The sequence below is a fragment of the Acidovorax sp. SUPP2825 genome (assembly GCF_030158995.1).
Classification (GTDB): domain Bacteria; phylum Pseudomonadota; class Gammaproteobacteria; order Burkholderiales; family Burkholderiaceae_C; genus Paracidovorax.
In genome coordinates, this window is record NZ_BQXK01000021.1 from 62,997 (window position 1) to 83,273 (window position 20,277).

The 20,277-nt window shown below is 66.9% G+C and carries 27 protein-coding genes; all 27 read left to right on the top strand.

What is annotated here, in order from left to right; all coding sequences use genetic code 11:
* The first annotated feature begins 7 nt into the window (after nt 1-7).
* Nucleotides 8-1,771 (top strand): transposase, encoded by a 1,764-nt coding sequence (locus AVAK2825_RS20985; protein WP_284402398.1) that lies wholly within the window; start codon nt 8-10, stop codon nt 1,769-1,771.
* Nucleotides 1,768-2,991 carry an ExeA family protein gene (locus tag AVAK2825_RS20990; RefSeq protein ID WP_284402399.1) on the top strand — a complete coding sequence of 408 codons (1,224 nt, stop codon included), beginning with the start codon at nt 1,768-1,770 and terminating at the stop codon, nt 2,989-2,991. The genes AVAK2825_RS20985 and AVAK2825_RS20990 overlap by 4 nt, the downstream gene beginning before the upstream one ends.
* A gap of 2 nt (nt 2,992-2,993) precedes the next feature.
* On the top strand, nt 2,994-3,371 hold the full coding sequence (locus AVAK2825_RS20995; RefSeq protein ID WP_284402400.1) for a hypothetical protein: 378 nt from the start codon (nt 2,994-2,996) through the stop codon (nt 3,369-3,371).
* Nucleotides 3,368-3,988: an HI_1489 N-terminal domain-containing protein gene (locus AVAK2825_RS21000; protein ID WP_284402401.1), complete on the top strand. Its 621-nt coding sequence runs from the start codon at nt 3,368-3,370 to the stop codon at nt 3,986-3,988. Before AVAK2825_RS20995 ends, AVAK2825_RS21000 begins: the two co-directional genes overlap by 4 nt.
* Nucleotides 3,985-4,176: a hypothetical protein gene (locus tag AVAK2825_RS21005; RefSeq protein ID WP_284402402.1), complete on the top strand. Its 192-nt coding sequence runs from the start codon at nt 3,985-3,987 to the stop codon at nt 4,174-4,176. The genes AVAK2825_RS21000 and AVAK2825_RS21005 overlap by 4 nt, the downstream gene beginning before the upstream one ends.
* Before the next feature lie 12 nt (nt 4,177-4,188).
* Entirely contained in the window at nt 4,189-4,449 is a 261-nt protein-coding gene (locus AVAK2825_RS21010; protein ID WP_284402403.1) for a hypothetical protein, read from the top strand.
* A gap of 11 nt (nt 4,450-4,460) precedes the next feature.
* A complete protein-coding gene (locus AVAK2825_RS21015) occupies nt 4,461-4,988 on the top strand; it encodes a host-nuclease inhibitor Gam family protein (protein ID WP_284402404.1) in 528 nt (175 codons plus the stop codon).
* A complete protein-coding gene (locus tag AVAK2825_RS21020; protein ID WP_284402405.1) occupies nt 4,985-5,578 on the top strand; it encodes a hypothetical protein in 594 nt (197 codons plus the stop codon). Before AVAK2825_RS21015 ends, AVAK2825_RS21020 begins: the two co-directional genes overlap by 4 nt.
* A complete protein-coding gene (locus AVAK2825_RS21025; RefSeq protein ID WP_284402406.1) occupies nt 5,575-5,772 on the top strand; it encodes a hypothetical protein in 198 nt (65 codons plus the stop codon). Before AVAK2825_RS21020 ends, AVAK2825_RS21025 begins: the two co-directional genes overlap by 4 nt.
* Nucleotides 5,769-6,491 (top strand): HNH endonuclease, encoded by a 723-nt coding sequence (locus AVAK2825_RS21030; protein ID WP_284402407.1) that lies wholly within the window; start codon nt 5,769-5,771, stop codon nt 6,489-6,491. Before AVAK2825_RS21025 ends, AVAK2825_RS21030 begins: the two co-directional genes overlap by 4 nt.
* Nucleotides 6,488-6,784 carry a hypothetical protein gene (locus AVAK2825_RS21035; protein ID WP_284402408.1) on the top strand — a complete coding sequence of 99 codons (297 nt, stop codon included), beginning with the start codon at nt 6,488-6,490 and terminating at the stop codon, nt 6,782-6,784. Before AVAK2825_RS21030 ends, AVAK2825_RS21035 begins: the two co-directional genes overlap by 4 nt.
* Nucleotides 6,785-6,791: 7 nt before the next feature.
* A complete protein-coding gene (locus tag AVAK2825_RS21040; RefSeq protein ID WP_284402409.1) occupies nt 6,792-7,682 on the top strand; it encodes a recombination-associated protein RdgC in 891 nt (296 codons plus the stop codon).
* A complete protein-coding gene (locus AVAK2825_RS21045; RefSeq protein ID WP_284402410.1) occupies nt 7,679-7,897 on the top strand; it encodes a hypothetical protein in 219 nt (72 codons plus the stop codon). The genes AVAK2825_RS21040 and AVAK2825_RS21045 overlap by 4 nt, the downstream gene beginning before the upstream one ends.
* Complete coding sequence (locus AVAK2825_RS21050) at nt 7,897-8,139, top strand: hypothetical protein (RefSeq protein ID WP_284402411.1); 243 nt, start codon at nt 7,897-7,899, stop codon at nt 8,137-8,139. The genes AVAK2825_RS21045 and AVAK2825_RS21050 overlap by 1 nt, the downstream gene beginning before the upstream one ends.
* 2 nt (nt 8,140-8,141) lie before the next feature.
* Entirely contained in the window at nt 8,142-8,378 is a 237-nt protein-coding gene (locus tag AVAK2825_RS21055; protein WP_284402412.1) for a hypothetical protein, read from the top strand.
* Complete coding sequence (locus AVAK2825_RS21060; RefSeq protein WP_284402413.1) at nt 8,375-8,821, top strand: regulatory protein GemA; 447 nt, start codon at nt 8,375-8,377, stop codon at nt 8,819-8,821. The genes AVAK2825_RS21055 and AVAK2825_RS21060 overlap by 4 nt, the downstream gene beginning before the upstream one ends.
* Nucleotides 8,814-9,239: a hypothetical protein gene (locus AVAK2825_RS21065; protein WP_284402414.1), complete on the top strand. Its 426-nt coding sequence runs from the start codon at nt 8,814-8,816 to the stop codon at nt 9,237-9,239. Before AVAK2825_RS21060 ends, AVAK2825_RS21065 begins: the two co-directional genes overlap by 8 nt.
* Nucleotides 9,240-9,300: 61 nt before the next feature.
* Nucleotides 9,301-10,416 (top strand): hypothetical protein, encoded by a 1,116-nt coding sequence (locus tag AVAK2825_RS21070; protein WP_284402415.1) that lies wholly within the window; start codon nt 9,301-9,303, stop codon nt 10,414-10,416.
* A gap of 30 nt (nt 10,417-10,446) precedes the next feature.
* Nucleotides 10,447-11,403: a major capsid protein gene (locus AVAK2825_RS21075; protein ID WP_284402416.1), complete on the top strand. Its 957-nt coding sequence runs from the start codon at nt 10,447-10,449 to the stop codon at nt 11,401-11,403.
* 15 nt (nt 11,404-11,418) lie between these two features.
* The gene (locus AVAK2825_RS21080; protein WP_284402417.1) at nt 11,419-11,682 is read left to right on the top strand and encodes a hypothetical protein; all 264 of its coding nucleotides are present in this window, start codon (nt 11,419-11,421) and stop codon (nt 11,680-11,682) included.
* 34 nt (nt 11,683-11,716) lie between these two features.
* Nucleotides 11,717-12,103, top strand: coding sequence for a capsid cement protein (locus AVAK2825_RS21085; RefSeq protein WP_284402419.1), 387 nt, complete (start codon nt 11,717-11,719; stop codon nt 12,101-12,103).
* Between the two features lie 2 nt (nt 12,104-12,105).
* Entirely contained in the window at nt 12,106-12,591 is a 486-nt protein-coding gene (locus AVAK2825_RS21090) for a gp436 family protein (RefSeq protein WP_284402420.1), read from the top strand.
* Nucleotides 12,588-13,061, top strand: a complete 474-nt coding sequence (locus AVAK2825_RS21095) for a phage tail terminator protein (RefSeq protein ID WP_284402421.1) — start codon at nt 12,588-12,590, stop codon at nt 13,059-13,061. The genes AVAK2825_RS21090 and AVAK2825_RS21095 overlap by 4 nt, the downstream gene beginning before the upstream one ends.
* 8 nt (nt 13,062-13,069) lie before the next feature.
* Nucleotides 13,070-13,837, top strand: a complete 768-nt coding sequence (locus tag AVAK2825_RS21100; protein ID WP_284402422.1) for a phage tail tube protein — start codon at nt 13,070-13,072, stop codon at nt 13,835-13,837.
* 87 nt (nt 13,838-13,924) lie between these two features.
* Nucleotides 13,925-16,810, top strand: coding sequence for a phage tail tape measure protein (locus tag AVAK2825_RS21105; RefSeq protein WP_284402423.1), 2,886 nt, complete (start codon nt 13,925-13,927; stop codon nt 16,808-16,810).
* A 13-nt stretch (nt 16,811-16,823) separates the two neighbouring features.
* Nucleotides 16,824-17,219, top strand: coding sequence for a hypothetical protein (locus AVAK2825_RS21110; RefSeq protein WP_284402424.1), 396 nt, complete (start codon nt 16,824-16,826; stop codon nt 17,217-17,219).
* 3 nt (nt 17,220-17,222) lie between these two features.
* Nucleotides 17,223-20,277, top strand: a 3,055-nt coding sequence (locus AVAK2825_RS21115) for a hypothetical protein (protein ID WP_284402425.1), incomplete at its 3' end; no start/stop codon positions are given.

A 20,277-nucleotide genomic window follows, 5' to 3' on the forward strand; every position in this document is an offset into this window, starting at 1 on the left:
CCCTGCCATGAGTCTGAGCCCCGCATTGATCGACGCCCTGCTGAACGTGCAGCGCCGCGCCCAGGCGGCAGGCCATGGCGGCAAAGAAGCCGTTTATGCCGCCGCCTGCGAGCACCTCGGCTACTCCCGCGCCACGCTCATGCGCCGCCTGAAAGAGGTCACCGTGCAACCTGAACGCAAACGCCGCAACGACGCAGGCAAGACCAGCCTGACCCTGCCTGACGCGCAGCGCCTATCTGCGCAGATGATGGAAGGCTACCGGGCCAACGACAAGTCCATCCAGGCTCTCAAGCTGTCTCTGGAGCAACTGCGCGCCGAGAACCCCCTGTTCGCAAGCGTGATCGACGCCGACACGGGCGAGACGCGTCAGCTCTCCGAAAGCGCTTGCGCCCGTGCACTGCGTGGCTACGCGCTGCACCCTGAGCAGCTGCGCGCACCCGCCCCGGTGCAGGCCCTGGCCAGCGACCACCCGAACGACGTGTGGCAGATCGACGCCTCCATCAGCACATTGTTTTATGTGCCTGGTGAGCGCGAGAGCGGTATGCAGGACATGGCGCCTGGCGTCTTCTACAAGAACAAGCCCGAGAACTTCGAGCGGATCAAGCGCCAGCGCCTCACGCGCTACGTGCTCACCGACCACTGCAGCGGCTCCATCTTCGTGCTGTACGTGCCTGGTGGCGAGAGCACGGTCAACATGGCCGAGTCATTCCTGGCCGCGATCGCGCAGCGCCCCGGCCAGCAGATGTACGGCGTGCCCTTCCACTTGATGATGGACCCGGGCAGCGCCGGCATCGGCGGAACGTTCATGAACCTGCTGCGCCGCCTGCAGGTGACTCCGGTGGTCAACAAGGCTGGCAACGCCCGCGCCAAGGGCCAGGTCGAAAACGCCCACAACTTGGTGGAGACGAACTTCGAGTCGGGCTTCAAGTTCACCCACGTCCCGAGCATAGAGTGGATCAACGAGAAGGCGCAAATGTGGATGCGCCACTACAACAGCGCCCGCACGCATTCACGCCACGGCATGACCCGTTGGGCCAAGTGGCTGGAGATCACCCAGCAGCAGCTGCGGCTGGTGGACGCAACGCTGGCCCGGGCGCTGCTCACCCGCGAACCGGTGACCCCGAAGGTGGACCGCGAGCTGACGGTGCGCTTCGACAACCGCGTATGGAATGTGCGGGATGTGCCGGGCGTGATGGTGGGGGGGACGGTCGAAATCACCTACAACCCCTTCGACCAGGCCACGGCCTACGTGATCCAGCACGATTCCGAAGGACAGGAGTTGCTGATCCCCGTGCCGGAGGCGCAGGAAGGCGCCCACGGCTTCGCAGCCAGCGCGGCCCGCATCGCCCGAGAGATGAAGTCGCTGCCCGACACGGTGGCGGTCACCAATCGCAAGTTGGTGGAGCGCCTGGCTACGGGCACGGACAGCGACGATTCCGCCGCAGCAGCACGCAAGGCCAAGGCCCTGCCGTTCGGTGGCAAGCACGATCCGTATGCGCATCACGAACCCAGCCTGCCGGCAGCGGTACCGCTGCCCCGGCGCGGCACCGAGCTCGAAACCGCCACCCGCGTGGCCCAGGCCGAGCCCGAGCTGCTCACGCACTTCGAGGCTGCGAAGGCCCTCGTGTCCAAGGGCGTGGCCATGTCGCCCGAACTCGTGGGCACGCTCAAGAGCCTGCACCCCGAGGGAGTGCCGGAAGCCGAGCTGGACGCCCTGGTGGCCCGGCTCACGGTGCGCGCTGGCCTGCGCGTGGTCGGAGGTGCCCAGTGATCCCCGCATCCCTGTCCGTCCCCGTGATGCCGCCCCTGCAGCCGGTGCTGGCCGAGCTGGGCATCCAAAGCCGCGACCTCGCGCGCGCCGCCAACCTGTCGCGCAGCGCCGCCAGCCGCCTGGTGGCCCATGGGCTGCTGCCCGCGCGCCGGGCCGGCGAAGTGCGCCAGCGCGTGGTGGATTACCTCAAGTCCCGCGGTGCCTCCATGGCGCACCTGCGCGAAATCGTCTTGCCAAAGAAGTTGGCCCCGGAGTGCTTGCAACACGCCGAGGCCGCCCCCGTGAACCCAGAACCAACCGAACCCCAGGAGGAAAGCCAGATGTTACTGCGCAACGAGACACTCACCCCGGCCGCCAAGCGCCACTTCGGCCTGGCCCGAAGCCCTTTCGTGGACGACATCCAGTCTCGCGATGACGTGTTCGCAAGCCAGCACGGCCGCTACGTTCGCGCCGCGCTGATGGATGCCGCGACCCACCACGGTTTCATTGCCATCGTGGGCGAGTCCGGATCCGGAAAGTCCACGCTTCGCGAGGACCTGGAGGAGCGCATCCGCGAGGAGCGCAAGCCCGTGATCGTCATCAAGCCCTATGTGCTGGGCATGGAGCCCAACGAAACCAAGGGCAAGCCGATGCGCGTGGGTCAGATCGCTGAGGCCATCGTGCATGCCCTCGCCCCGGCCGTGGGGATGAAAAGCAGTCCGGAAGCCCGCTACCGCCAGGTGCACGACCTGCTCAAGAGCAGCCGGGCCGCAGGCTACTCGCACCTGGTGGTGATCGAAGAGGCCCACCGCATGCCGCTCGCCACCCTCAAGCACCTCAAGAACCTGATGGAACTCAAGGACGGCCTGCGCCGCCTGATCGGTGTTGCCCTCATCGGCCAGCCCGAGCTGCGCACACTGCTGAGCGAGCAGAACCCGGAGATCCGGGAGATCGTGCAGCGCTGCGAGCAGATCGCCATGGAGCCGCTGGACAACGACCTGGAGGCCTATCTCTCGCACAAGCTGGAGCGCGCTGGCGCCAAGCTGGCGGACCTGGTCGAGCCCGATGCCCTGGACGCAATCCGCGCGCGACTCATCAGCATGCCGCGGGGCGGCCGCGCGGCGGATGCCGTGAGCGTGTGCTACCCGCTCGTGGTCAACAACCTGGTCTGCCGCGCCCTCAACGCCGCCGCCCTGGTGGGCTTTCCGAAGGTGGACGCCCAAGTGATCGCGGGGTGCTGACCATGCCCTCCTACCTGACCACCATCATCCGCCCGGACGGCACGGAAGAGCGACACCTCGATGACTTCGGCGACCCGGTGATCGCCGCCCAGGAGATGGCTCGGCGGCGCCCTGCAGCGCAGAGCATCTCCGTGGAGACGTACGGGGCCTGGAAGGCACGCCGGCTGGCCTCGATCGCCACTCGCAAGACAGCTCCGATCCAGCACGATACCCATGCTTTGCCTCCTGGCGCGCTGGTGTTCGCTCCCGGCGTGGTCGAGGCGTACGCCACGCACCGCTCGGTGGGGTGCTACGCGCTCGTGCTGGCCGCCGTGCTGGCCTTCACGCTCGGGCTGGCGATGCTGCTGGGCTGCATCAGTGTGCGGGGACTGCCGCTGTGACCAAGCCATCCGAGAAGCTCGCCTGTCCGGTGTGCTCCGCAGAGCTGACGTTCGAGCAGCTGCTGGGCCACATGGAATCGGGACGCACGTTCGACCGCCTTGCCGCGGTCAGCGTGCCCCTAGGCACCCTGGTCATGCAGTACCTGACCCTGTTCACTCCGGCCAGCCAGCGCCTGACCAATACCAAGAAGCTGCGGTTGATCGATCAGCTGCTGCCTGGCCTGGAGGCTCGGTCGATCACGCACAAGGGCCGAGATTGGGCGGCACCCCTTGCGCACTGGGCCCAGGCCATCGAGCAGATGCTGACGGCCCGCGCCATGGACCGGCTGACGCTGCCCATGACGAACCACAGCTACCTGTACACGATCCTGGCCGGCATGGCCGACAAGCTGGAAGGCCAGGCTGAGCAGCAGCACGAGCAGGAGCTGCGTACCGGCCCACGCCGTGCATCCACCAACGGCCCGGCCGCGGTGGGCGACGTCCTGCAACCCGCCGCGCCGTCTGCGGCGCACACGCCACGCCCTGCAGCAGCCGCACCCGCGCCTGCAGGCGTCTCCCCCACGGTCCGCGCAATGCGGGCGCAGATCGAGGCACGCAAGAAAGGCGAGCAACCATGAAAACGCCCCCCAAGGCCAAGGTCCACGCACGCGCAAAGGTCCAAGCCCAGACCCGACAAGCAGGTGCCGTGGAACCCGCCCAGTACGACCGCATGCGTGCGCCGGTCTGGACCACCAACCCCGCACCGGCCACCCGTGCCGGTGCCGACGATCACCAGCGCATCGCCAGCCGCGGCTATCGGTGCTGAGAGGACGTCCACATGCAACAACAACCATTGAGCAAGAGCGAGTTTTCGGAACAGGCAGATGTCATTGCGCGCCGGATCGTCCAAGCACTTGAAGGCGAGCAGGACGGCTTCTTAGTCTTGGAAGCGCTCTGTCGCGTGCATCGCTTTGTCTGCGTCCAGCTGCCTGCTGAAGCCCTCGGAGCCGCTGGCTTTGCCATAGCCGCCTATGCCGGCGAACTCATGCAAGCCAGCAGCACTGGCAAAGGCCTGTCTACCAACCGCCCCATCCACTGAAAGGAGCCACCATGGCAACCCGAATCAAATCCAAGACCCTGGCCGCAGTGCCACAGAGCAAGAACGACTGCGCCGAATCCATCCGCCTGATCGGCGACCTGCAGCGCCAATTCGAGCGCGAACGCGCCACGATGAACGATGCGATCGCGGCGATCACCCAGCAGCACCAGCCCGCGCTCTCTGATCTGGCGCAGCGGGTCGAAGCCCTGCAGGCGGGCGTCCAGGCCTGGTGCGAAGCGCACCGGGTCGAGCTGTGCGGCGAGGCCGACAAGCTGGGCAAGACGGCCAACCTGGTCACCGGCGAAGTCAGCTGGCGGCAGCGCCCGCCCAGTGTTTCTATCCGGGGCGTGGACACCGTGATGGACACGCTGCTGCGCATGGGCCTGGGCCGCTTCGTCCGTGTGAAGAACGAGCCCAACAAGGAAGCGATGCTGAACGAGCCCGAAGCGGTGCGGGGCATTGCCGGCATCAACATCGTGACGGGCGTCGAGGATTTCATCGTCGCGCCTTTCGAAGCGACGGCCGAGGTGGCGCCATGAGCTTGCCCATCTCTACCCTGCGCGCCTCGGCGCCCACCACCACCGATCAACTGGCCCAGGACGCCTATCACGCTTATGCCAAAGAGCGCATGCGCCTGGGCGGTGCCAAAGCGTCCGAGTGGGAGCGCTTGAGCCAAACCGAGATCAATGGGTGGCAGCAGGCCACCAGCACCATCGCCTCGCATGTGGCATTCACTGGTTGCCCCCGGCCCTTGGACATGGCGGGTGGCGTCTGCGAAGCCAAGCGGTGCGCCGAGTGGTTGCTCCACCTGTCAGACGGCGGCGACGTCGGCAGCGACGCCCAAGTGCGCATGCTTTTGCGCACTGCTGCCGGATTGCTGGGAAGTGCGGCCGATTCGCCCCCTCCGATGACGACGCCCAAGACATTCGACGGTCTCGCGCTGGCGTCCTGCCCCCTGTCCATCGAAGAACGTGCCAAGTGGATCAACGTGCTGGACCCGCTGCTCAAGTACGCAGGCCGTCCTGGCGACTGGGGCCGCGAGTCCAAGCTGGGCCTGCTCACGCAGCGCCTGCTGCAGGTCCGGCAGGAACTTACCCAAGGCGAACTCAAGGAAGGCGGCGCAGCATGAGCGCTCCCACCAAGAAGCAGCTTGCAGCCCGCCACATCCGCCGCCTGAAAACCATGCGCGAAAGCGTTCTGCAGATGGCTGAGCAATGGGAGGACCTGGACCAGTACTGCGTCAACGAACTCGGTGGCTTGGCCGACTCCATTGAGACGGTTGCCCTTGCGCTGAAGGATGACGAGTCGGTGGAGGCTCCATGACCAAGTCCCGAAACATCCTGCCGGCGCGCCGCGCCTGGACGCCACACGAACTGCGCCGGTTGCAGGAGCTGTATCCCGACCTGCTGGCGAGCTCCGTCGCCCGCGAACTCGGGCGGCCGGTCGAGGCCGTGTACCGCAAGGCGCGTGAACTGGGCCTGTGTAAATCCGACGCCTTCACCGCGTCGGATCTGTCTAGGCGCATCAAGCGAGGCCATCAGTTGCCTTCGATGGTCGCGTCTCGATTCCAGCCAGGCTCGAGGCCTTGGAACAAGGGCGTCAAAGGGTCGACTGGCACTCATCCAAACACCCGCGCGACCCAGTTCAAGAAAGGCCAGAGGCGAGGTGCCGCGAGTCACAACTACGTGCCCATAGGCAGCGAGCGGATCTGCACCGACGGCTACCTGGAACGCAAGATGACGGATGACCCGTCGATCTACCCGGCGCGACGCTGGGTGGCTGTGCACCGCCTGGTGTGGATCGGCGCCCATGGCGCTATCCCGGACGGCCACATCGTGGTGTTCCGGCCTGGCAAGAAGACCGTGAAGTCTCTAGAGATCACGGTGGACCGGCTCGAATGCATCACGCGGGCCGAGAACGCTCGCCGCAACCACCCACGTAGTAAGAGCCCTGAGCTCGCCCGTCTGGTCCAGCTCAAAGGGGCCATCACCCGCCAAGTCAATCGCATCGCCAGGGAGTCTGGCGAAGGAGCAAAAGCATGACCATCGCAGCCGCCTCGCCGCACATCAGCCAATTGCGCCAGCACCTGCTGGACACGCTCGCCGACCTGCGCGACCGGGACAAGCCCATGGAGCCTGACCGCGCCCGTGCCGTTGCCCAGGTCGCTTCCGTCCTCGTGGACACGGCCAAGGTCGAAGTGGACTACCTCAAGGCCACTGGACAGGAGCGGGCCGGGTTCCTAGAAGAGCCGCCGACCGCCACTACCGCAGCGCTGCCCGATGGCTCGCCGTTTCCGAACGGCATCACTGCCGTGACCCGTCACGCACTCAAGTGAGGATGCCATGATCAAGAACGCCATCATCTACCGCATCACCAGCCTGTCTGCGGGGCTTGACCAGGTCGAGCAGGCCCTCGCCAAGGTGCCCTTCGTGGAGTGCGGCGCCACGCAAGAAAAGTCCGTCGGCTGGGTGCCGCCTCGGGGCGAAGCGAACGGCGCCTTCGTTGAGTCCATCGGCGGCCAGTGGATCGCCCGCTTCATGGTCGAGGCCAAGTCCATCCCGGGTACGGAACTCAACCGCAAGGTCAAGGCAAAAGCCGCGCGCATCGAACAGGACACCGGCCGCATGCCCGGCAAGAAGGAACGCAAGGAACTGGTGGACGAGACCAAGCTCGATCTCCTGCCCATGGCGTTCGCCAAGCAGGGTGCGATGTGGGTGTGGATCGATCCTGCGGCGAACCTGCTGGTGCTGGACACCCCCAGCCAGGCACGCGCCGACGAGGTCGTCACCCTGCTGGTGGAGACCGTGCCCGGTCTGTCGGTGGCGCTGCTGGACACGGCGACCTCGCCCCAGGCCGCGATGGCGCACTGGCTCGGCACGCAGGAGCCACCGCCGGATTTCAGCGTGGACCGCGAGTGCGAACTCAAGAGCGCCGACGAGGCCAAGGCCGTGGTGCGCTATGCCCGCCATCCACTCGACATCGACGAGGTGCGCGAGCACATCAACCACGGCAAGCTGCCGACCAAGCTCGCGCTGACCTGGGACGATCGCGTGTCGTTCCTTCTGACCGACTGCCTGCAGCTGCGCAAGATCGCGTTCCTAGACTCCGTCTTCGACGGCACCAAGACCGACGAAGGCGGCTTCGATACCGACGTGGCCATCGCCACGAGCGAGCTCAGCAAGCTGATCCCCGACCTGGTCAAAGCGCTCGGCGGCGAAGGGAGAAGCGCATGACGATCCGTGTACGCCAGACCTCGCGCGGCACCACGATCCGCTTCACGGGAGCGGATGCCGACCGGGCTTTCCGCGGATTCGCCGCCGCCCTCGGGGCCAAAGGCGCCGCCGACGCGCAGAAACCCGTCCCAAATCGTCCCAAAGCAAACGCCGGGGCACCGGGTGCGGAAATGCCCCAAAGCGTCTCCGTGGCCTTTAAATCGAGGAGGCCCTAATGCGCACTGCACTTGCGCTCGAAACGGCTGCTGCCGTATTCGGCATGCTGGGCGCGATGCTTCTGGCCACGGCCTATCCGCCCGGGCTCGGATTCGGCGCTTTCCTGGTCAGCAATGTGGCCTGGCTGGCTTTCAGCGCAAGCCATCGCCACTGGCGCATGTTCGCGCAACAGGTCGTGTTCCTGGTCACAAGTCTGGTGGGCCTGTGGAACTGGTGGCTCGGACCGCTGCTGCTGGGGTGACCATGGCCACCCACGAAAAGCACTGCAACAAATGCGGCGAGGACTGGCCCGCGGATCTGGAGTTTTTCTACTCCAATCCGCGAACGACCGATGGCCTCGCGTACTGCTGCAAGGCCTGCTATCGGGAACAGGTGGCTGCCGTTCCGAGGCGGCAGACCGTTGCCAGCGCCAGCCCACACATGACGGACTGCATCGCGCCGCTGCTCGCCGGCCCTGCGCGTTCGGGGAGTGCCGCGTGAACCACGTCGCAGCCATCCACGTACTCAAGGGCAAGCTCGGTCAAAGCGACGACGACTACCGCGTGCTCCTTCAGCAGCTCACCGGCAAGACCAGCAGCAAGGCCATGAGCGCGGCCGAACAGCAGCGCGTGCGCGACCACATGCAGGGCCTGGCCGAGCGCCAGGGCCTGGTGCCGGCCACCACGCGCCGTCGCCCGCTGACCCGAGAGCAGTTCGACCAGGTCAAGAAGGCAGCCAGCCCGCGCGAGCGCAAGGTGTGGGCTCTGTGGCACCAGTTGCACCGTGACGGCCTAGTCAACAACAAGAGCCAGGCCGCACTCGACGCCTGGGTCCACCGCCAGGTCGGCGTATCGGCACTGCGCTGGGCCACCGGGCCGCAGCTCGACAGCTTGATCGAAGCACTCAAGGCCTGGGTCGAACGGGGCGAGGCTGACCATGGATGATGACATCCGGTCCATGGATGCGCTGACGGTCACAGCGGAGGAGACCGCGATGCTGGAAGCCCGCATCGTCGGCGCTGCTTGGCCGGACAGTTGGCGCGAGATCGCCCGGTCGCTCTACGTCACGCTGCTGACCGGCGACCAGGCCATGGCCTGCGAGCCCGCCGTCGAGCTTGCCATCGAGCTTACCCTGGGCATTGCGGCCCACATGGGCGGCACCCAGCCCTACATCAACCAGGGCATCGACATCCAGCGCAGCAGCACGGCCGCCCGGGTGATCCAGCTGCTGGGCCAGCACCGCCAGGACTACGCCCACGTGGCCCAGCTCGTGGGTCTGTCCGACCGCCACGTGAGGCGCATCGAGGCGCGGTGGCTGCTCTCCGAACGGGCGCGCCGACAGGGCGTGCTCCCGCTCGACTGACTGCAAATCACTGACCGGCGTCATTCAGTAGGTCCGGTCCCTTCGCGCGACGATGCCCACCATGGCATCCCAAGCGCTCTCCACTCCCGCGAATTCCACCACCGCCACGCCGGCCGCCGCGCCAGGTAGCGCCGGATCGCCCGCCGCGCAGCCGTCTGCGGGTCTGCCCGCCGGCATCGAGATCTTCCGGGCCGGCACGCACCGCGACGATGCGGGCAACACCCACACGTTCACCCGCGCCCAGCTCGAGGAGATGGCCGGCACGTACAACGCCACGCTGCGCGAAGCGCCGCTGACCGTCGGTCACCCCAAAGACAACCTGCCTGCCTACGGCTGGGTGCAGCGCGTATTCATCAACGACGCCGGCAACCTGGCCGTCGATCCGCACCAGGTCGATCCCGCGTTCGCCGCCATGGTCGTCGCGGGTCGCTTCAAAAAGCGCAGCGCGAGCTTCTATCCCCCGAACGCCCCCCACAACCCGACCCCGGGCAAGTGGTACCTGCGCCACGTCGCTTTCCTCGGCGCGCAGCCGCCGGCCGTCGCCGGGCTCAAGGACATCGGGTTTGCCGAGTTCGGCGACCTGACCGAGGCCGTGAGCTTTTCTGAAACCCCAACCCCCATCCCACCAAAGGAGCCCTCCATGAGTGATACCGACAAGGCCGAGCTGGAGCGCCTGCGCGCCGAGGCCAAGGCCAACGCCGATGCGCGCGCCAAGGCCGAAGCCGACGCCAAAGCCGCCAACGACCGCGCCGAAAAGGCACAAAAGCAGGTCTCGAACTTCGCTGAAAAGGCCGCAGCCGATCGCCGCGCCAGCTACGTGAGCTTCGCAGAGTCCGAGATCAAGGCGGGCCGGTTGCTGCCCAAGGACAAGAACGCCGCGGTCGCTGCCCTGGAAACCCTGGCCACCGCACAGCAGCCGCTGTCTTTCAGCGAAGGCAGCAGCACCACCCAGGTCACACCTCTGGAAATGTGCGCATGGCTGCAGGGCCAGATGTCCAGCCGTACTGCAGTAGTGAGCTACGGCGAGTTCGCCGCCAGCAGCACCGATGCCAACGCCTTCGATTCGCGCGGTAAGTCCGACGCGGAGATCGACCAGGCCGCGCGCCGCTACCAAGCGGACCACCCCACGGTGAGCTACGCCGAGGCCCTGGGCAAGGTCGTGAGCTTCGGCGCCTGACCCTCCTATCTCTACTCCAAGGAACCCGACATGACTCCCAAAGACGTACGCCTGGCGAACCCTATCCTGGGCAGCCTGATGATCGCTGGCGTCGCAGCCGCCACGGCTCTCGCGGCGCCCGCGCTCTTCCCGCGGTTGCCCTCCGCGCTGCGTGGCTTCCAGCTCGCGCAGCTCGGCGACGAGGCTTCCCGTGCATACAACACGCGCCGCGCGCCAGGCACGGCCACCAAACAGGTACGTATCAGCTGGCAGGGTCAGACCTACACCGTGGACCAGCATGCGATCGACGTGCCGATTCCGCGAGAGCTGATCCAAGAAAGCGATGAGGCCCGGCGTCTCAATGTCGGCGCCAACCTGGACATCAGCCAGATCGCCGTCAACACGTCGCTGCAGATCCTCAACACGTCGTACGAGATGGAAGCGGCCTCGCTGGCAACCGATCCAGCGGCCTTCGGTCCCAACGTGCTCGCGCTCACGGGGGGCACGAAGTGGACGGCCGACACGGGCACCCCTGTCACGGACATCTCCAGCGCTGCCGAGTCCATCCGCGTGGCTACCGGACGGCGCCCCAATACGCTGGTGGTCAGCGCCAAGGCATTCAATGCCCTGGCGCTGAACAAGCAAGTCAAGAGCTACATGCCGACCACGATGCTGGGGCCGGCGACGTTGGACCAGCTCAAGACGATCCTGAACGTACCCAACATCGTGATCGCCGACGGCGTCTGGACCTCGGATGCGGGCGTCGTCACCGACATCTGGGGCAACAACGCCATCCTGGCCTATACGCCCAACATCGGCCCTACAGGCACCGGGCTGAGCCTCGGCGAACCGGCGTTCGGGTTCACCAGCTGGATGGACGGCCATCCCTTCGTCGAGACCCCGTATTACGACCGTCCCCTCAAGTCGTGGATCTACGGCTCGACCTTCGAACGCAAGCCCACCCTGGTCCGCGGCACCGCGGGCTTCCTTCTGCAAAACCCCGCATAAAGGCACAGCATCACCATGCCCGAAAAGATCATCCCCGAAATCGCCCTCGTGCCCACCGCGGTACTCGAAAACGGCGTGCGCCGCGTCGTCCAGGCGGGCGAGCCGCTGCCGGTACCCAAGCCCGCCCCGGCAAGCCCTGAACCTTCGCAGGCTCCGGATGCCAGCAGCGAACCGACCGCAACGGCAACGGCCACGGCCACGGCCGACACGGTCGCAGGCGAGCCGGCCGACGCGTCCGAAACGCCCGTGGCCGACCCGGCCCAGCGCCGCAAGCGCTGAGCACTCGCAACCACATCCCATTTGAGGAGCACCTATGGCATCCCAACCCGGCTATGGCCGCCAGTTCGACAAGGTCCACGCGGTCACGCAGACCGCAACCGCGGCCGTCACCAAGCACCGCTTCACCGCCTACAACGGTGCCCATGCACCCGCTGCGCCCGCCAATGGAGGCCAGGACAGCCAAGGCGTGGCCGAAGAGTCGGCTGCGGCCGGCGAAGCCTTCAGCATCGTCACCGGCTACAGCTACCTGGTGGAGGCCAGCGCGGCCATCGCGCTGTTCGACTACGTCAAGCCCGCCGCGGACGGCTCGGGCCGCGCGGCACCTGGTGCGTTGGCGGACCACTGCGGCCGCGCGCTCGGCATCGCCAGCGCCGCGGGGCAGTTGGTCGAGGTGCAGATCGTTCGGCACACGCACGCCTGACCATGCAATACGCCAGCGTCGCGGACATGGTCGATCGTTTCGGTGAGCCGGAGATGATCCAGCTCACCGACACGGAAAACCTGTCCGCTGTCCAGCCGGAACGTGTGCAGCTCAAGCTGGACGATGCGCACGCGCTGGCCGACGGCTACCTCGGCCGCGTTTACGCCTTGCCGCTCAAGGGCTGCGCCAAGCCGGTGGGCGGCGTGGGTGTGGTGGAGTACGTGGCGCCGCCCCAGCTCAAGCGCATTGTGTGCGACGTCGCGCGCTACTACCTCTACACCGACCTGGCGCCCGAGAGCGAGGTGTACCGCCGCTTCAAAGTCGCCGCAAGCGAACTGCAGTCGATTGCCGACGGCAAATCCCGCCTGGTGTGCCCGTGGGGCGGCGAGCCCGGCGACAGCGCCAGCAGCGGACCGGCCGCAGGCGAGACCTACTTCGAATTCGCCCCGCGCCGGATCGGCCGGGACGTGGACGAGGATTACCGATGAGCAACGCCGGCTTGTCGATCGCCGAAGCCAACAACTTCATGGCCTTGGAAGGCCGGCTGATCGCGCTCGTCCAGGGGGCCGTGCAGCACATGGTGCCCGCGGTGCATGTGTTGACCGCAGCCGACCTGGCCGACGTCAAGGAGGCGGTGCAGAAGACGCCCGCGGTGCACGTGATCTACGGCGGCTACCAGGTGGAGGAAGACATGGGCACGTCCTGGCGCCTGGCGCACACCTGGTTTGTCGTCGCGGCCGTGCGCAACGTGGCCACCACGCGCAGCGGCCAGGCCGCCCGGCAGGACGCGGGCGCATTGGCCGCCCACGTCGTAGGGGCGCTGGCCGGCGCGCAAGTGCCGGGCGCGGTGCGGCCGCTCACGCTCATCACGCCACCGCCCGCGGGGTACGCCGCGGGGTACCTGTACCTGCCCACGGCCTTCCGGGCCGAAACCATTTTTCGCAAACCGCAAACCTAGGAGCCGCCATGGCCGTCGATGTCATCAAGAAGATTTACAGGCCCGCCATGACGGTGGGCCAGGTGTATGCCAAGCCCTACGGCTCGGCAGCTGCCCCCATGCCGGTGGGCAACGTGCTCGAGCTCGGCCTGGAGCACACCGAAGACGTGCAGCGGCAGGACGACATGACCCAGTTGGGCGGCGGCACGCACGCCGAGGTGCGCCGCGTCACCGAGGTCAAGGTGAACATGAAGATCGCCGACCTCAACGTGGTCAACTTGGCGCGCGCATCGCTCGGCACCGTCGCCGCCATTGAGGCCGGCGAGGTGGAAGACGAGCCCTTCGTGGCCACTGGCCTGGGGATCCTCCTGCCACTGCTGCACATCGACCCGACGGCGGTAGTGGTCAAGAAAGGCGCAACGGCTGGTGCCGCAACTCCGGTGGCCATGGCCGGTAACTACCTGGTCAAGTCGGAAGGCATCGTTCTTTTGGATGGCGCGCCGGGCATCACGGTCGCGGACAAGTTGTGGGTGAGCTACAGCTACGGCGCCTATGCCGCGATCGAGGCGCTGACGACCAAGACCCCCGAGCTGCAGCTTCTCTTCGGCGGCCTGAACGAAGCCGACTCGGGTAAGCCGGTCGTGGTGGACATCTGGCGTGCGTCGCAAGGCATCACGAAGACGCTGGCCTTGATCAACAAGGGCTTCGGCGCCTTGGACGTCGAAGGGACTGTGCTGCAGGACCCCACGAAGACCGGCGCGGGTGTCAGCAAGTACTACCGAACCCGGCTGGCCTGACACGCACGCATTCCCGCCTCGCATCAACGCCGGCCGCACGCTGCCCCATAGGAGGCGTGCGGCCTTTTTATTGCAGACCGCCTCACCATGATCCGCCCCATCGAGATCCTCATCCGCGTCAAGGACGAAGCCACCGGCATGCTGACCAGCGTGCAGGCCAAGGTGACGGCCCTCGCAGCGGCCGTGGCGGCCTTCTTCGGCGTCACGCTGTTTGCCGGGGCGGTCAAGTCGGCGGCTGAATTCGAAGCGGCGCTCTCGCGCGTCAAGGCCGCGACCGATGCGAGCGCGCAAGAGATGGTGGCGCTCAAGCAAGCCGCAGAGGACGCGGGCGCGGACACCAAATACACCAGCGTCCAGGCCGCCAACGCACTCGAGAACCTCGCCAAGGCAGGCCTGAGCGCCAACGACGCGATCAAGGCCTTGCCCCCAGTGCTGTCGCTGGCACAGGCCGGCGACATCGAGCTGGCGCAGTCCAGCGAGATGCTCACCAAGGCCGTGATGGGCATGGGCCTGTCGTTCGACCAGGCCGGGCGCGTGGCCGACGTGCTCGCCAAGGGTGCCAACGCCTCCAACACCAGCGTCAAAGGCCTGGCCGAGGCACTGTCCTATACCGCGCCCGTGGCGCACAGCCTGGGCCTGAGCCTGGAATCCACGGTCGCCATCATCGGCAAGTTTGCTGATGCCGGCATCGACGCCAGCCGCGCGGGCACGGCGCTCAACAGCATCCTGAGCCAGTTCATGGACCCGTCCAGCAAGTTCCGACAAGAACTGGGCGCGGCGGGCATCGTGACGACGAACTTCGAGCGCGCGCTGCAGCAGCTGGCCGCCGCCGGACCGAAAGGCCAGAAGGCGCTGCTTGCGGTCGGCCTGGAGGCGGGGCCCGCCTTGCGCGCGCTGCTCAACCAGGGCATGGGCGCGCTGGACGAGCTGAAAGCCAAGCTGCTGGACTCGGCCGGCAGCGCGGCGCGCACGGCCGCGATCATGGAAGACAACCTGCCCGGCGCGATGAACAGCCTGGCCAGTGCCTGGGACACGGTAAAGAACGTGCTGGGCGCTCCGGTGCTGCCGGTGCTGAAAGATGCGGTCAATGAGCTGGCCGGCTCGCTCAAGGGCATCGTGGCCGACGGCACGGTCGCCAAGTTCGGCGAAGCGATCGCCGAGGCGTTCCGCGCAGGTGTGAAGTGGGGTCGCGACTTCCTGGCGCAGATCGACTTTGCGGCGATCACCAAGAGCATGCAGGACTTCGCGACTCGGGCGCAGGAGGCCTTCACCCAGGTGGCGGACTACGCCTCCACCGCGGGCAACAGCGTCAAGCTGGCCTACGGGGTCATGTCGGCCGGCGCCAACACGGTCCTGGCGGGCATCTATGGTCTGGGCGTGGCCTTCACTGAAACGGCGGGGTTCATCGTTAAGGGGGCGGCCTCACTGTCCGAGGCGCTCTCCAAGATCGCGATCGGCAGCGCCAAGCAGAAGCTTCTTGATGACGCGGCGCAGATGCGCGAGGTGCTCACAGGCCTGTCGGGCGTGAGCGACGAGTTCGCACGGCGAGCCAACACGGCAATGGATGCCGCTGCTGGCGGCGCTCGGATCGCGCAGACCAGCTTTGCGGGCTTGACGCAGACGCTCGGCGAGGGCCGGGTGCAGGCTGACAACACGTCGCAGGCTATCGCCGAAGTGGCTCGGCAGATCGAAGCGGTGGGTCAGAAGTCAGCGGCGGCTGCTCAGGCCAGCCGAGAGAAGGCTGCAGCAGACACCGCTGTAGCTGACTCGGTGCGGCAACTAAAAGATCAGTATGCAGCGCTGGTGTCCGAAGGCAATCTCCAGGCGGCGGCCGATAAATTGCAAGAGATCGACCGGATCATGCAGTCGGCATCTGGCGCTGCCGACGCTGCCAAGGAAGCGGCTGCGCGGCTAGAGCAGGCTTATACGAGCTTGGGCCTGAAAACGTCCAAGGAACTCAATGACGCCGCAGAACTTGCAAAGAGGTCTTGGGACACGCTAGCCGAGTCAGGAGTGAAGTCTGCAAGCACGTTGCGTCAGGCGTTTGAGTCTTATGCACGGGCGAGCATGGAAGCCGCGGAGAGGCAGGGTGACGCCGTAGCCAGCAGCACTCGAACTCTGCTGGAATCTCAGGCCGCGTCGAAGGGCTTGAAGATTGCATTTGACGATGCCGGTAAGGCCTCGGTTGAACTGGGTGATTCCGTAACCAAGACCGCCTCTGCCAGCAACCGAGCGGCAGGCAGCATGGTCAAGGACTGGACTGGCGTCGGCTCCTCAATCAATGTGGCGAGCCGCGCACTCCAGGAATACCAGCAGCGGATGGCCGAGAAATACGGCCGTCCTGGCGAAGGTGACAAAGGCTTGTTCGAATCTGGCCGGCGCAGCACCCGTGGGGAGGAGCTGAGCCCTGGCGTCCAAGAAGTGGGAACGGGCGGCTACCAGTTCCGCAACAAGGAAGGCATGACGTCGGATGCCAAGGGCAACGTCCAGCAGCAGTGGGTATGGACCCGCGCCGCCATCATCGATTACCTCAAGCAGGCCGGTATGGACGAACTGCTCGCAGAGCGCCTGGCCGCTCAGTTCGTCCAGCCCGACGGCTCCGTGCCATACGTGGCAAGCGAAGCGCAAAAGAAATGGGGTGGCCCATCTTCCACCCTGGCCGAGGCGCTGGGAAAGATGGTTGATTACTACCAGTACGGCAATGGCAAATCAGAAGCCAACACCATGCTGGAGTACGAGCGCAACAAGAACAAGACGCCCTCCACCAGCCCGTCGCCCGCTCCATCGCCAACCCCGTCGCCCGCGCCAGCCCCAGGCACCGGCGGCACCACCTACGTCAACAACATCACGATCAACGGCGCTGGCGACTGGGGCGTCGCGCGCGGCACCACGCGCCACGTCGACGCCCAGAGCGCGCAGACCGAGATCGATCTGCTGCGCGACCTCGCCCAGGCCAAGGGCGCCGCCATCTGAGACCCCAGACACCATGATCACGCTCACCTACAACGGCACCACGGCCCACATCAGCGACCGCCTCCAATGGACCGACGAATTCGGCTGGAGCCCGGTCGATCAGGCCACGGCCTACAGCACCACCGGCGCGCTGCTCGTGGACGTCGCGCTCAAGCAGGCCGGCCGCCCCATCACCCTGGTCGGTACCGACACCGCCGCCTGGATCACGCGGGCGCTGTGCACCACGCTGCAGGCCTGGGCCAAGTTGCCCGGCATCGAGCTCGACCTGGTGCTGCGCGGCGACACCTACCGCGTGATGTTCGACCACGGCGTCGGCGGCTTCCAGGCCCAGCCGATTCACAAGCTCTTGGACGGCGAGATCACGCCCAAGCTTCTCTATCTCCCCACCTTCAAGTTTTTCGAGGTCTGAACCATGCCCATTCAGGACGGTGACATCCATCTTTTCGCGAGCCGCGTCATGGCCGACGTGCCGGAGGGCGGCGGCGGGCCGACCGGCACCATGATCCCCTACGGCGGCAGCAACAACATCTTCCCGGACGTGACGGAGACCGATCGCGCAGGCGGCAACGTGTCCATGCGCCAGCTGCACGTGGGCGTCCTCACCCCCAACACCGACGTGTACATGGGCAGCAACATCGTGCTGTCGCAGCTGCCCACCGATCCGCAGGTGAGCATCACCCTCGCCAAGTGCGGCCTGTTCGCCCGCCGCACCGAAATCGCCGCCGCGATCGCGGCCTATCTCATCGAGGGCACCCAGTGGTCGGGCTACCTTCTCGAGGATCACGTCGTGGGCATGCGGTCCATCCAGATCTTCCACCGCCCCGGCACGCCCGCGCCGGACATCGGCCGCACCCTGGTGCTCACCTACCAGGCGGGTACGCCCACCGAGCGCGTGCAGTTCGTTCGCGTGACACGCACCGAGACCGAGCAGCGCACATACACCTACGGTTCCAGCGGCGGATTCGTGGACTACCAGGGCGCAGTCACCAAGGTGGACCTGACCGACGCGCTGCGCCTCGCCTTTCCGGGCTCGCCGCCCTCGCGCGACTACGCAGCCGGTGCCGGCAAGGCCGTGATCCGCGACACCACCGTGGCCGATGCCGCGGTGTACTACGGCGCCTCGCCCCTGGCCGCGCCCACGGCGCTGGGCGACTCGGTGCTGCGCGTTGCGAGCATCTACACCCAGCTCGTGCCCAGCTCGCGCACGGAGACCACGGCCCTGGACCAGCGTCCTGCAGCGGAGCGCTCTATCGTCCTGGCCGAGGCGCCGCGCCGCGTGGAGGTCGCCGTGGCCGCGCACACCAACCGCATCAAGATCGGCCAGAGCAATCGTGGGTTCAGCTACGTCGCAATGCTCAAGCCACTGCCGGCACCAGGCACCGTGGTCATCAGCTACCGGGCACTGGGCAATTGGTACACGCTCACCGACGACGGCACCGGGGTGCTGACGGGTTCCGGATCCGGCCGGGTGATCTACGCCACCGGCAGCGTGGACATGACGCTGCTGGCGATGCCGGACGACGCGAGCAGCATCATCATCCAGTGGGCCGAGCGCGTGGGCTACAACAACCGCTCGGCCCAGGGCGCGCAGGTGCGTGCACCGGAGTACTCGTGGACGCTGGCGCACTCTGGAGCCACCCCGGGCGACGTCACCATCACCTGGCTGTCGGCCGGCCAGGTGCGCACCGCCACCGACAACGGCGCCGGCAAGTTCACGGGCGATGCGGCGGGCGAGATCGACTACCCCAGCTCCAGCATCTTCCTGCGGCCTGCTCACATGATCGACGCGGGCGGATCGTTTTCGACGAGCTACACGGCGGCATCAATGCAGGAGGAGGTCTTTACTGGGCCCGCATTGGACCCGACCGGCTCGGCCACGATCACGCTGGCCCAGCAGCCGGTGGCGGGCAGCATCGAGGTCGCATGGTCCACCGCGCAGGAAGTGAGCAGCACCAGCGGCGCCAAGCTCACCAGCGCCAGCACGTCCAAGGCGCCCGAGGCGATCACCGCCTTGAGCTGGATGGAGGAGCCACTCTGGGAGCGCTACGGCAACTTGGCCCCCGGCATGTCCGTGGAGCGCAAAGTCATTGACGGCCGGCCGTATGTCGCGGGCTTCCTCAACGTGATCGGCACGCTCACTACCACCAGCCGCTACAGCCGCACGTCGGGCAGCGACACCACGAACTCCAACCGCGTGATCACGCTACACCGCGCCACCGATGACGGCGCGGGCGGCTTCGCGGCGGGCCTGGGCACCGTAGCCTATGCTGCCAAGACCGTGGTCCTCAAGCTGGTCAGCTACAGCAAGACCACGGAGAGCTACAGCAGCGACTACGAGGACGCGAAGGAGTTCGATCGCGTGTCCAGCCAGTCGTCGTCGGGCAGCAACTCGGCCCAGGGCGGTGAGTACAGTACCGCGGCCGTGGGCGAGCAGATGCTGGGCACGGTCATCGTGCGTTACAAGGTCGCGCCGCTGGCGCCCAATGCGTACGAGGAAGATTTCGCGCCGCCCGAGGTGGTGATCGACCTGTGCCGCTACACCACCGACCGCATCGTGCCGGGCAGCGTGCGCTTCGTCTGGATGGGCCAGACCTACGACGACTTCGAGGGCGTGCTGTACCGCGGCCGCACCAATGCCGCGCCCGGCGTTGTGAGCGGCACGGTGGACTATGGCCGGGGCCTGGCCCGCATGACGGACTATGTGGTGGCCGGGGCACCGACCGCCTTCGCGCTCGCCAGCCTGTGGACCCAGCGCAGTGCCTGGAACACGGCGAGCGTGTTTTTCCGGACGCAGAGCGCGCCGATCAAGCCGGGCGGGCTGGTGCTCACGTTGCTGGACCTGCAGGGCAATGCGCTCACGGCCACGGCGGGCCTGGATGGCAGTTTCAGCGGCGAGCACATGCGTGGGCGCATGGACTACGAGGCCGGCGTGGGCGAGCTGCAGTTTGGTGACTTCGTTGCCGACGCGGACCTCACTCCCGCGCAAAAGGCCGAGTGGTGGTACCGGCCTGCTGACGTGGGCGCGGTCGAGGCCGGCAAGATCTGGCGCCCCTGGCCCGTGGACCCGACTACGCTGCGGTACAACAGCGTGGCGTATTTCTATTTGCCCCTGGACGCAGACATCCTGGGTCTCGATCCGGTGCGCCTGCCGCCCGATGGCCGCGTGCCTATCTACCGGGTGGGCAGCTATCTGGTCGTGGGCCACACCGGCACCGTGCCCGCAGCCAACTACGCGACCGGGCAGACCGTCTCGGCAGGCCGCACACGGCTGTCGCGCGTGCACCTGGTCGGCGCCGATGGCAAGCTGATCCAGGGCGGATGGACGGCGGACCTGGACGCAGGCACCGTGCAGATCGTGGACCCGGCCACCTGGGTGCAGCCGGTGCGCGTGCTGCACCGCATCGAGCAGATGGTCCGCGCGGCCGACGTGCAGATCGACGGCACGATCAAGCTCACCCAGCAGCTGT

Coding starts and splice junctions, on each gene's coding strand:
- AVAK2825_RS20985 (WP_284402398.1), top strand. CDS start 8: ATGAGTCTGAGCCCCGCATTGATCGACGCCCTGCTGAACGTGCAGCGC.
- AVAK2825_RS20995 (WP_284402400.1), top strand. CDS start 2,994: ATGCCCTCCTACCTGACCACCATCATCCGCCCGGACGGCACGGAAGAG.
- AVAK2825_RS21005 (WP_284402402.1), top strand. CDS start 3,985: ATGAAAACGCCCCCCAAGGCCAAGGTCCACGCACGCGCAAAGGTCCAA.
- AVAK2825_RS21010 (WP_284402403.1), top strand. CDS start 4,189: ATGCAACAACAACCATTGAGCAAGAGCGAGTTTTCGGAACAGGCAGAT.
- AVAK2825_RS21015 (WP_284402404.1), top strand. CDS start 4,461: ATGGCAACCCGAATCAAATCCAAGACCCTGGCCGCAGTGCCACAGAGC.
- AVAK2825_RS21020 (WP_284402405.1), top strand. CDS start 4,985: ATGAGCTTGCCCATCTCTACCCTGCGCGCCTCGGCGCCCACCACCACC.
- AVAK2825_RS21025 (WP_284402406.1), top strand. CDS start 5,575: ATGAGCGCTCCCACCAAGAAGCAGCTTGCAGCCCGCCACATCCGCCGC.
- AVAK2825_RS21030 (WP_284402407.1), top strand. CDS start 5,769: ATGACCAAGTCCCGAAACATCCTGCCGGCGCGCCGCGCCTGGACGCCA.
- AVAK2825_RS21035 (WP_284402408.1), top strand. CDS start 6,488: ATGACCATCGCAGCCGCCTCGCCGCACATCAGCCAATTGCGCCAGCAC.
- AVAK2825_RS21040 (WP_284402409.1), top strand. CDS start 6,792: ATGATCAAGAACGCCATCATCTACCGCATCACCAGCCTGTCTGCGGGG.
- AVAK2825_RS21045 (WP_284402410.1), top strand. CDS start 7,679: ATGACGATCCGTGTACGCCAGACCTCGCGCGGCACCACGATCCGCTTC.
- AVAK2825_RS21050 (WP_284402411.1), top strand. CDS start 7,897: ATGCGCACTGCACTTGCGCTCGAAACGGCTGCTGCCGTATTCGGCATG.
- AVAK2825_RS21055 (WP_284402412.1), top strand. CDS start 8,142: ATGGCCACCCACGAAAAGCACTGCAACAAATGCGGCGAGGACTGGCCC.
- AVAK2825_RS21065 (WP_284402414.1), top strand. CDS start 8,814: ATGGATGATGACATCCGGTCCATGGATGCGCTGACGGTCACAGCGGAG.
- AVAK2825_RS21070 (WP_284402415.1), top strand. CDS start 9,301: ATGGCATCCCAAGCGCTCTCCACTCCCGCGAATTCCACCACCGCCACG.
- AVAK2825_RS21075 (WP_284402416.1), top strand. CDS start 10,447: ATGACTCCCAAAGACGTACGCCTGGCGAACCCTATCCTGGGCAGCCTG.
- AVAK2825_RS21080 (WP_284402417.1), top strand. CDS start 11,419: ATGCCCGAAAAGATCATCCCCGAAATCGCCCTCGTGCCCACCGCGGTA.
- AVAK2825_RS21085 (WP_284402419.1), top strand. CDS start 11,717: ATGGCATCCCAACCCGGCTATGGCCGCCAGTTCGACAAGGTCCACGCG.
- AVAK2825_RS21090 (WP_284402420.1), top strand. CDS start 12,106: ATGCAATACGCCAGCGTCGCGGACATGGTCGATCGTTTCGGTGAGCCG.
- AVAK2825_RS21095 (WP_284402421.1), top strand. CDS start 12,588: ATGAGCAACGCCGGCTTGTCGATCGCCGAAGCCAACAACTTCATGGCC.
- AVAK2825_RS21100 (WP_284402422.1), top strand. CDS start 13,070: ATGGCCGTCGATGTCATCAAGAAGATTTACAGGCCCGCCATGACGGTG.
- AVAK2825_RS21105 (WP_284402423.1), top strand. CDS start 13,925: ATGATCCGCCCCATCGAGATCCTCATCCGCGTCAAGGACGAAGCCACC.
- AVAK2825_RS21110 (WP_284402424.1), top strand. CDS start 16,824: ATGATCACGCTCACCTACAACGGCACCACGGCCCACATCAGCGACCGC.